This window comes from Phenylobacterium sp., assembly GCF_036502675.1.
Lineage (GTDB): Bacteria > Pseudomonadota > Alphaproteobacteria > Caulobacterales > Caulobacteraceae > Phenylobacterium.
This window is the reverse complement of record NZ_DASXYF010000091.1, coordinates 1-9093: the sequence shown is the minus strand read 5'-3', so window position 1 is coordinate 9093 and position 9093 is coordinate 1. Positions and strand designations below refer to the sequence as shown.

Annotated in this window: 6 protein-coding genes; 5 read left to right on the top strand and 1 reads right to left on the bottom strand. The window is 70.8% G+C overall.

All coding sequences use genetic code 11. The features are described 5' to 3' along the window. On the top strand, positions 1-1550 hold a 1550-nt coding region (locus VGL30_RS11570), incomplete at its 5' end, for a chromosome partitioning protein ParB (RefSeq protein WP_331540069.1). A gap of 63 nt (positions 1551-1613) precedes the next feature. On the opposite strand, the gene VGL30_RS11565 is transcribed toward VGL30_RS11570, so the two are convergent. Beyond that, complete coding sequence (locus tag VGL30_RS11565) at positions 1614-2915, bottom strand: RES family NAD+ phosphorylase (protein ID WP_331540067.1); 1302 nt, start codon at positions 2913-2915, stop codon at positions 1614-1616. A 149-nt stretch (positions 2916-3064) separates the two neighbouring features. Here VGL30_RS11565 and VGL30_RS11560 point away from each other — a divergent pair, with 149 nt between their 5' ends. The 4 genes from VGL30_RS11560 to VGL30_RS11545 form a co-directional block, all read left to right on the top strand. After that, a complete protein-coding gene (locus VGL30_RS11560) occupies positions 3065-7318 on the top strand; it encodes a bifunctional class I SAM-dependent methyltransferase/DEAD/DEAH box helicase (RefSeq protein WP_331540065.1) in 4254 nt (1417 codons plus the stop codon). 151 nt (positions 7319-7469) lie between these two features. Next, positions 7470-7871: a DUF7007 domain-containing protein gene (locus tag VGL30_RS11555; protein WP_331540063.1), complete on the top strand. Its 402-nt coding sequence runs from the start codon at positions 7470-7472 to the stop codon at positions 7869-7871. Then, positions 7864-8589 carry a RadC family protein gene (gene radC, locus VGL30_RS11550; RefSeq protein ID WP_331540061.1) on the top strand — a complete coding sequence of 242 codons (726 nt, stop codon included), beginning with the start codon at positions 7864-7866 and terminating at the stop codon, positions 8587-8589. The genes VGL30_RS11555 and radC overlap by 8 nt, the downstream gene beginning before the upstream one ends. A 75-nt stretch (positions 8590-8664) precedes the next feature. Next, the coding region (locus VGL30_RS11545; protein ID WP_331540059.1) for a GcrA family cell cycle regulator at positions 8665-9093 on the top strand (429 nt) is incomplete at its 3' end.

Here is a 9093-nt window from a genome sequence, read left to right as displayed (position 1 = left end):
CCCTGGCGGCCGTCCATCCCAACGTCCTGAAGGCCCTGCGGGCGGGCAAGCTGACCTTGAAGCAGGTTCGCCTGTTCGCGCGCATCGGCGACAAGAAACAGCAGGCGGAGATCGCCCAAACCGCGCTCGACGGCTACTTCCTGGACTACCAGCTGAAGGGCCTGGTGACCCGCGGCCGCGTCACGGTCGACGACCCGCGCTTCACCCTCGTGGGCATGGAGCGCTACGTCGCCGCCGGCGGCCGGGTGAGCTCGGATCTGTTTGCCGAACTGCCCGACGCCCTCCTCGATCCGGAGATCCTGTCGGCGGCCTGGCGCGACCGCGTGCAGCCCATCGCGGCGCACCTGCAGGCCGAGGGCCTGGCGGTCTATCTCGGCGACGACGGCGACTTTGGCGCGCCCGAAGGCTTTTCCCGCCTCCCCTATGTCTATCGCCCGGACCTTACCGAGGCGCAGACCACGGCGCTGAACGAGGCCAATTACCGGGTCACCCAGCTGTCCTTCACGCTGCAGGACATCGATCCGGAGGCGGACGAGGCGCCCGGCGCCTTCGGGCCCCTGGTCAGCGCGATGGCCGACGTCGCCGGGGCGCCGCTCAGCCGCTGCAAGATCGGCGCGGTGATCTTGTCGCCGGCCGGGACCGACTACGGCTTCGCGGCGAGCTTCTACTCGGTCCCGCTGCCGGCCGGTGAGCTGCCGGAGGAGATCGAGGATGAGGCGGACGAGGAGGATGAGGTCGAGGTCGGCGGCCGCTACGGCCGCGCTGTAGCCGACATCGAGGTGCCTCAGGCCGATGTCGAGGTCGAAGGCTCCAGCCACGTCCTCCACGAGACCCGCACCGACGTCGCCACGCGCGGCCTTATCCGCGATCTGGCGGACGATCCCAGCGCGGCGTTGACGGTGCTGGTGGCGCAGCTGTTCAAGCAACTGGCCTTGCACTCGTCGGGCGGCCTTGACGCCTCGGCCCTGCAAATCTCGGGCGTGCGCTATAGCCGGGGCTCCACGCCGCCGATCGCGTCCCTCGACGGCGAAGTGAAGGCCCGTCTCGACGCCAAACGAGCGGCCTACAAGGCCTCGGGCCTTCGGCCGATCACTTGGGTCGAGACCCTGGCGCACGGGGAGAAGATGGCCCTGCTCGCCGAGCTGACCGCCATCTCCCTGAACCTGCGCGAGGCCCGCACCTCGTCGATCCGCCACGGGGCCCGCGCCGAGGCCGCCGAGATCGCCGCGCTTTGCGGCGCCGACATCTCCGCCCACTGGACGCCGGATGCCGGCTATCTCGCCGTCCACTCCAAGAAGCAGCTGCTGGCGCTGCTGGAGGAGATGGAGGCCGAGGACGACCGGGCCAAGACGCTGAAGAAGGACGACCTGGTCGCCTTCGTCGGCGAGGCGGCGGCCGAGCGTCAGTGGGCCCCGGCCGCGCTGGCCTGGGACCGGCCTGTTGAGGTGGAGGCGGAGGAAGACGCTGAGACCGAGGCCGACCCCGAGGAGGACGGGTCCCAGGCGGACGTCGGTGCCGCCGATGCGCCCGAGGTGTCGATCGCCGCCTAGCGGCAGCTGAAGCGGTCCCCGTCAGGCTCGGGCGGGGGCCGTATTCATGCATGCCAGCCGCAATCAATAGTCCTGATCGACGTCGTGGGGGTCGTAGTCGCCGGCGTCGAGATAGGGCTGTGTCGGAAAGCTCGCTCCCGACACCTTGTGTTTCACGAGGCTGTCGGCAACCGGGACGATCCTTACCTTTGGCTTGGTTGGGCTCGAAAAGGTCAGGCTCGGCCAGTCGTCGAACTCGTCCACGGGCTCCAGGCCCGCGCCGGGCGCGGAGCCCACGAGCGCGGCCTCGCCCAGCAGGACGATGTTCTTGCCTTCCGGGTGCTGGGCCGACCGGTAGATGATCGCGTCGATCGTGCGCTCCTGGCCGGCGAAGCTGAACCGATGATGCTTGTTGAGGTATTCGGCAACGGCCTGGGTTGGCAGGTAGTCGAGGTGCTCGTCGCCGGGTGAGATCGGCTGAGCGATCTCCAGCATGAACGACTGCATGAAGTTCCACTGCGCGGCGCTGGCCTGGGCGTTCTTGGCGTAAAGGTCGGCTTCCTTCGCCTTGGCCTCGAACAAAGTGGTGTCCAAAACGCAGATCGGCTCGGTGATCGCGAACTCCGCCGCCACGACGATGGCCCCCACCGCCGGGCGCAACTCGGCCACGCAGGTCTCCAGGTCGAAGGCGCCGTAGAAGCCGATAACGCCTGCCGGGTTCAGTCGTCCGGCCCGGCGCTTGCGCTCGGGCGGCGGTCCCAGATCAGCGGCGATGTTGGCCGCGATCTTTTGCCGTTGCTCGACGTCGTTGGCGACGCGCGCGCGAAAAAACCGACTCTGCGCCTCGCCGGGCGCGATCAGGTAGACCGGCCCCTGCTTATGGTGATCGCGCTGCTGGTGGACGTCCTGGAAAATCTCCACCAGCTGGTCGCGCGCCCCGATGTTGAAGAAGCGCTGGCCGTGCAGGAGGCTTCGTCGGAAATCGCGCCACAGGCGCGCCGGGGCCTCCAAGGCAGCGGTCCAGATGTCCGCGTGGTAGCGGTATTCATCATCGTAAAACGCCTCCTCACCGTCGGGCGGCCAGTAGTTGTCGCCTTCAATTAGAGCGTCCCTGAGCGCTTCGACGATAGTCCAGTCGTCGGGCTGGGCGAGATCCTGGACGACGTCGACCAGCTCATCGCCCGCAGGCCCAACTGAATAGGGGTCGTGAGGTCCGCCGCCATAGTTGTCGCGAAACACCAGGTCGACGATCTCGGCTACTGCCTCGATCGAGACGCCCTTCTTCGTCGGGTGGAAGTCACAGCGACCGACGTCCTGGTCCTTGCGGATCTCAATGGTCCGCCGCTTCAGGCCTTTGACGGCGAAACAATCAGGGCAAACGTTCATGGCTGCGGCCCAGCTTAGGTGACACGCGCCGCCCTGTCTGCGCCTGCAGGCGGGCGTTCGAGAGCGGAAAAAAGGAAGGGGGCGGACGGGCGAGCCCGTCGGGTCTGGAGGGAGGAGCCCTCCGCGCCGGGTGATCCGGATCCCTGCCCATGAACGCCCTGCTTCCCCTGTTCGCCGCCGAAACCGGCGACCACCACCGACCCGCCAACCTCCTGGCCGCCGCCCGCGCTCTCACGCCCCAGCTCAACCGGTCCCGTCCGCTGGACCGAAAGCTGGTGGCCAACGTCATGACCATGGCGTTCGGGGCCTCGGACGCCGAGGGCGCCTGGCTCTGGCGCGACGCCTACGACGCCATCGAGGCGGCCCTGGTGCTACAGATCCGCCGCCTGGCGCCGCAGGTCGGCCGGCTGGAGGACGCGCCGGCCGAGATCGTCGCCCTGCTGGCCAACCTGGCCGAGCTCAGCCTGACCCACACCCGCCGCAGCGAGGAGCAGGTGGCGCTCGACCAATTCTCCACCCCGCCCCAGCTTGGCGCGCTCGCCGTGCTCGCCGCCCAGGTGCGCCCGGGCGACCAGGTGCTGGAGCCCTCGGCCGGCAGCGGCTTGCTGGCCATTCTGGCCGAGGCTTGCGGCGGCGCCCTGACCCTCAACGAACTGGCCGCTGGCCGCGCGGGCCTTCTGGAAGGCCTCTTCCCGCTCGCGGTCCGCAGCCAGCAGGACGCCCGCCACCTTCGCGACACCCTCCCTGGGTCGGGCAGGTTCCACACCGTGGTCGCCAACCCGCCCTTCCAGCACCTGGAGGCGCACCTGCACGCGGCCTTGGACTGCTTGGCCGATGGCGGCCGGTTGTCGGCCATCGTGCCTGCGCGGCTGTTCGAGGACGCCCCGGCAATGCGCGCGCTCGCCGCCCGCGGTCCGATCCGCCTGCGGCTGGCCTTCCCGGCCCGCGCCTACGCCAAGCACGGGACCTCCGTCGAGACGGGCCTGCTGGTGATCGACCGCGCCGCGCCCGCCGCTGAAAGCCCCGCGGTCGTGGTGGCCGACACATTGGCCGACGCCGCCCAGGCGGCCGCGACCGTCCAGGCCCGAGCGACCGCGCAGCCGCGCCAGTTCCGCATGGTGTCGCAGATCTCCGTCCTGACGCCTCGCGCCCGGGCGCTGGCCGCGCCTTCCAATCGCCTGGCCTTCCTCGCTGCGGCGGCGCCGCTGGCCTATGAGGCCTGCGCCTGGTCGGGCGAGGGCCACGATGTCGGCCTCTACCAGGCCTATGCGCTCGGCCGCGTCCGCTTCGCCACCTCGCGCCCCCACCCCTCCCCGCTCGTGGAATCGGGTCCCATGGCCTCGGTCGCGCCGCCGGTGCCGACCTACCGCCCGGTGCTGCCGGTCCGCATCACCGACGACGCGCTGGTGTCGGACGCCCAGATGGAGACGGTGATCTACGCCGGCGAGGCCCACGCCCAGGTCCTGCCGGGGTCGTGGATCCTCGGCGACGCCCCGCACCAGGTGATCCTGGTAAAGGACGACCATCCGGCCGCGGTCCAGTTTCGCAAGGGCTTCTTCCTCGGCGACGGCACCGGCTGCGGCAAGGGCCGGGAGATCGCCGGCGTCATCGCCGACAACCTGGCCCAAGGCCGGTCACGCGCGGTGTGGCTGTCGAAGAACGACGCGTTGCTGGAAGACGCCCGTCGCGACTGGAGCGCCATCGGCGGCGCCAATGCCGACATCACCCCGCAATCGGCGTGGAAACAGGCCGACGCCATCCGGATGGACCGGGGCATCCTGTTCTCGACCTATGCCACCCTGCGCCAGCCGGCGCGCGGCGACCGGCGCTCGCGCCTGGACCAGATCGTCGACTGGCTGGGGGCCGACTTCGACGGGGTGATCGTCTTCGACGAGGCCCACGCCATGGCCAACGCCGCCGGCGGCGGAAAGGGGGCGCGCGGGACGAAGAAGGCCTCGCAGCAGGGCATGGCGGGCCTCGCCTTGCAGAACCGCCTGCCCAATGCGCGAATCCTCTACGTTTCGGCGACTGGGGCGACCACGCCGGAGAACCTGGCCTACGCCGCGCGCCTGGGCCTCTGGGGCGGGCCGGAAGCGCCCTTCCCCACCCGCGACGCCTTCATGGACGCGGTCGAGACCGGCGGCGTGGCGGTGATGGAGCTGATCGCGCGCGAGCTGAAGGCCATGGGCCTCTACATCGCCCGCTCGCTGTCGTTCGACGGCGTCGAGTACGAGGCGCTGCGTCATCCGCTTGCGGAGGATGACATCGCCATCTGGGACGCCTGGGCCGATGCCTACCAGCTGATCCACCAGAACCTGCGCGCCGCGCTGGAGGCGGTCGGGGTGACCGAGGACGGCAAGGCCAAGTCCGGTCTGGCCGCGTCGGCCGCCCTGTCGGCGTTCGAAGGCTGCAAGCAGCGCTTCTTCGGCCACCTGTTGTCCGGCCTGAAGTCCCCGACCCTCGTGGCCTCGATCCGGCAGGACCTCGCGGATGGCCGCTCCTCGGTCGTCCAGGTGGTGTCGACTAATGAGGCGGTGATGGAGCGCCGCCTGGCTGAGATCCCGGCCGAGGAATGGAACAACCTCGCCGTCGACCTGACGCCGAAGGACCAGGTGCTGGACTACCTGATGGGCGCCTTCCCGGTCATGGCGATGGACGCCATCGAGGACGAAGAGGGCGCGGTGACTATGGTCCCGGTGATGGTGGACGGTGTGCCCGTGGTCAGCCAGGATGCCCTGCGCCTGCGCGACGAGCTGGTCACGCACTTGGCCTGTCTCCCGGCGGTCCCCGGCGTCCTTGATGCGGTCCTGGATGCGCTCGGCACGGAGATCGTGGCCGAGATCACCGGCCGCAGCCGCCGGGTGGTCCGCCGCGACGGCCGCCGCGTGGTGGAGCGGCGCAGCGCCTCGGCCGCCAAGGCCGAGACCGACGCCTTCATGGCCGGCAAGAAGCGGGTGCTGGTGTTCTCCGACGCCGGCGGCACCGGCCGCAGCTACCACGCCGACCTCGGAGCGGCGAACCAGCAGCGCCGGGTCCACTATCTGGTCGAGCCCGGCTGGCGGGCCGACGCGGCGATCCAGGGCCTGGGCCGGTCGCACCGCACCAACCAGGCCGTCGCGCCCCTCTTCCGGCCGGTGACCACGGACATCCACGGCGAAAAGCGGTTCACCTCGACCATTGCCCGGCGCCTGGACAGCCTCGGCGCCCTGACCCGGGGCGAGCGGCGGACGGCCGGCAATGGTCTGTTCCGCGCCGAGGACAACCTGGAAAGCCCCTGGGCGCACCGGGCGCTGCAGGCCTTCTACATCGGCCTGCACTTCGGCAACGTCGAGGCGATGGACCGCGAGACCTTCGAGGCCAAGACCGGCCTGCGGCTGCTCGACCATGAGGGCAACCTCAAGAAGTCCGACGACATGCCGCCAATGAACACCTTCCTTAACCGGCTGCTGGCCCTGCGGATCGCCGACCAGAACAGCCTGTTCGCCGCCTTCGACGCGATCCTCACCTCGATCCTGGAGCGGGCCCAGGCGTCCGGCGCCCTGGACCGGGGCATGGAGGACATTGTCGCCGATGACGTGGTCATCTCGGACGAGGAGGTGATCCGCGCCGACGCGGTCACCGGGGCGGAGACGCGGCTCACCCGGTTCCAGGTCTGCACGGTGCGCCAGCTGACCTCGGCCGACGACGCCCTGGTGGGCCTCGACCGGGACGGGGTGATCTTCGCGGTCAACAGCAAGTCCGGCCGCGCCGCCCTGGTGGTCCAGGGCCTGACCACGACCAATGACGACGACCGGCTTATCCCCGCCGTGCGCCTGATCCGCCCGGAAAAGCGGACGATCGCCTCGCTGAAGGGGTTCGAGGAATCGGCGTGGGAGGACGCCGGCGAGGCGGCCTGGCGCACGGCCTGGGACGCCGAAATCGCCCAGGCGGACCCGTGGGTGGCGCGCGACCTGGTGCTGGTCTCGGGGCTGTTGCTGCCGATCTGGTCGAGCCTGCCGGACAAGGCGACCTCGGTCCGCCGGCTGAAGGCGCCGGACGGCCGGCGCTGGCTGGGCCGGGTGCTCGACCCGGGTCAGGTCCCGCAGCTGAAGGTGGCCTTGGGACTGACCGACACCGCCAGCGCCTTCGCCGACGGCGCCGCGACCGCCCCGCTCGTCCTCGAGGAGGGCGCCGCCCTCTCGCTAGTGGGCGGCCTGTGGTTGCGACGGGCCAAGGTGATGGACCGTTACCGGATCGAGGTGGTCGGGGCGGCGTCCCAGCGCTCGGCGTTCACCGCGCTGGGCTGCTTCGTCGAGATCATCGCCTACACCCCGCGGGTGTTCGTGCCGGTCGACCAACCCGAAGTCCTGACCGCGGTCCTGGCGAAGTGGCCGGTTCAGACAATGTTGCCGGCTGCGGCGTAGGTCCGGTCTCGAACGGCTCCGAAGCCGAAAAGCCCCGCCCGGTCCGCTGGGCGGGGCTGCCGCGTGAGACGCGCTCCACGAGGGCCTGCCCTAGCTGCCAGGCGCATCGGAAAGGGGGAGGAAGGGGGGCGCCGGGCGAGCCGGCCGGGGAATGGGTCCTGGGCCGGCGCTGGACCTGGCCATGCTGCACCCCTTTCCTCCGACCGTCGGATCCTCTTCGCCCTGGGGACCGATCCAACACCTGACCCACTTGGGACCGGACGCCGTCGCCGTCTCGACCGCGTCGCACGGGGGCATCCGCATCTCTCTGACCGCGCTGGCCCGCATTCCCGAACCACTCCAGGCGACCGCTTACAGCGGCGGCGGCTGGTTCGAGGAGGACTGCGACTGGGCGATCCCCTATCTCGCCCTCGGCCTCGACGCCTTCGAGCCTGACGCCGCGCGGGCTGCCGAGGTGTGGGCCGCGGCCGTCCACACTGTGAAGCGCTACCACCCGCAGCACGCGGCGGCGCTTGGCGCGGACGGCGACCCGGAAGGGCGCCCCCATGGCTGAGCAGCGAGATCTGTTTGCGCCCGGCGTGGCGGAGGCCGCGCCGATCGGGATCTTTACGCGCGGCGGATGGCGCGAGGACCTGCAGGGGCGGTTCGCGGCCTCCGGTGTCGCCGGCCTGGACGAGGGCGACACCCTGGCGCTCATTCTCGACCGTTGCTTGGCGCCGGGCGCTGACACCGAGGCCGCCGCCGACGCGCTCATGGCGCGGTTCGGCGGGATCGGCCGCGTGCTCGGCGCTGCCGAGGGCGACCTGGCCCGGGTGATTGGCGCGCCAGCGGCCCGCCAGCTGGGACTGCTCCATGCGCTCCTGTTGCGCGCGCTGGAGCACCCCCTGCACCAGCGCCCGGTCCTGTCCTCGACCGAGGCGGTGCGGACGTATCTGCGCGCGCGGCTCGCCGCCTTGCCGCGCGAGGTCTTCCACGTCCTGTTCCTCGACAAAAAGAACCAGCTGATCGCCGATGAGCGGATGGCGGAGGGGACCGTCGACCACGCGCCGGTCTACCCGCGCGAGGTCGTGCGCCGGGCGCTGGAGCTGTCGGCCAGCGCGATCGTGCTCGCCCATAATCATCCGTCAGGCGATCCGGCCCCATCGCGCGCCGACATCGACATGACCCAGCAGGTGGTGGCGGCCGCGCGAGCGCTGCAGATCGCCGTCCACGACCATGTCGTTGTCGCGGGCGACCAGGTGGCGAGCCTGCGGACCCTGGGGCTGATGTAGGCGGCCGGTGCTGTGGGAGGGGGAGGAAGGGCCGGTCCGGGTGCGCTCGATGGGAGCGCATCTGGAGGAATGCCAATGTCTGAATCCGGCTGGTCCGAGACCCGCGTCACCACCCTGTCCCAGCTCTGGCTCGACGGCCTGTCGGCGTCGCAGATCGCCAAGCAGCTCGGCGGCGTAACTCGCAACGCTGTCATCGGCAAGGTCCATCGCCTGGGGCTGAGCGGCCGGGCGCCGGCCTCCGCGCCATCCCGCGCGCCGCGCACCGCGACCTCTCGGTCCAAAAGGCCCCGCCGGGCCCCTCCCCTTCGCAAGCCGCCCGCCCCGCCGCCCGTCCAGGCCTATGCGCCGGCGCCCGAGGGGCCGGGGCTGATCGAGGACATGGCCCTGCTGGGCGCCCACGCCTGCAAGTGGCCGATCGGCGACCCCAAGAGCCCCGATTTCAGCTTCTGCGGCCGGCCGGCCGACGGCCGCTACTGCGCCGCCCATGAACAGACGGGCGTGCGA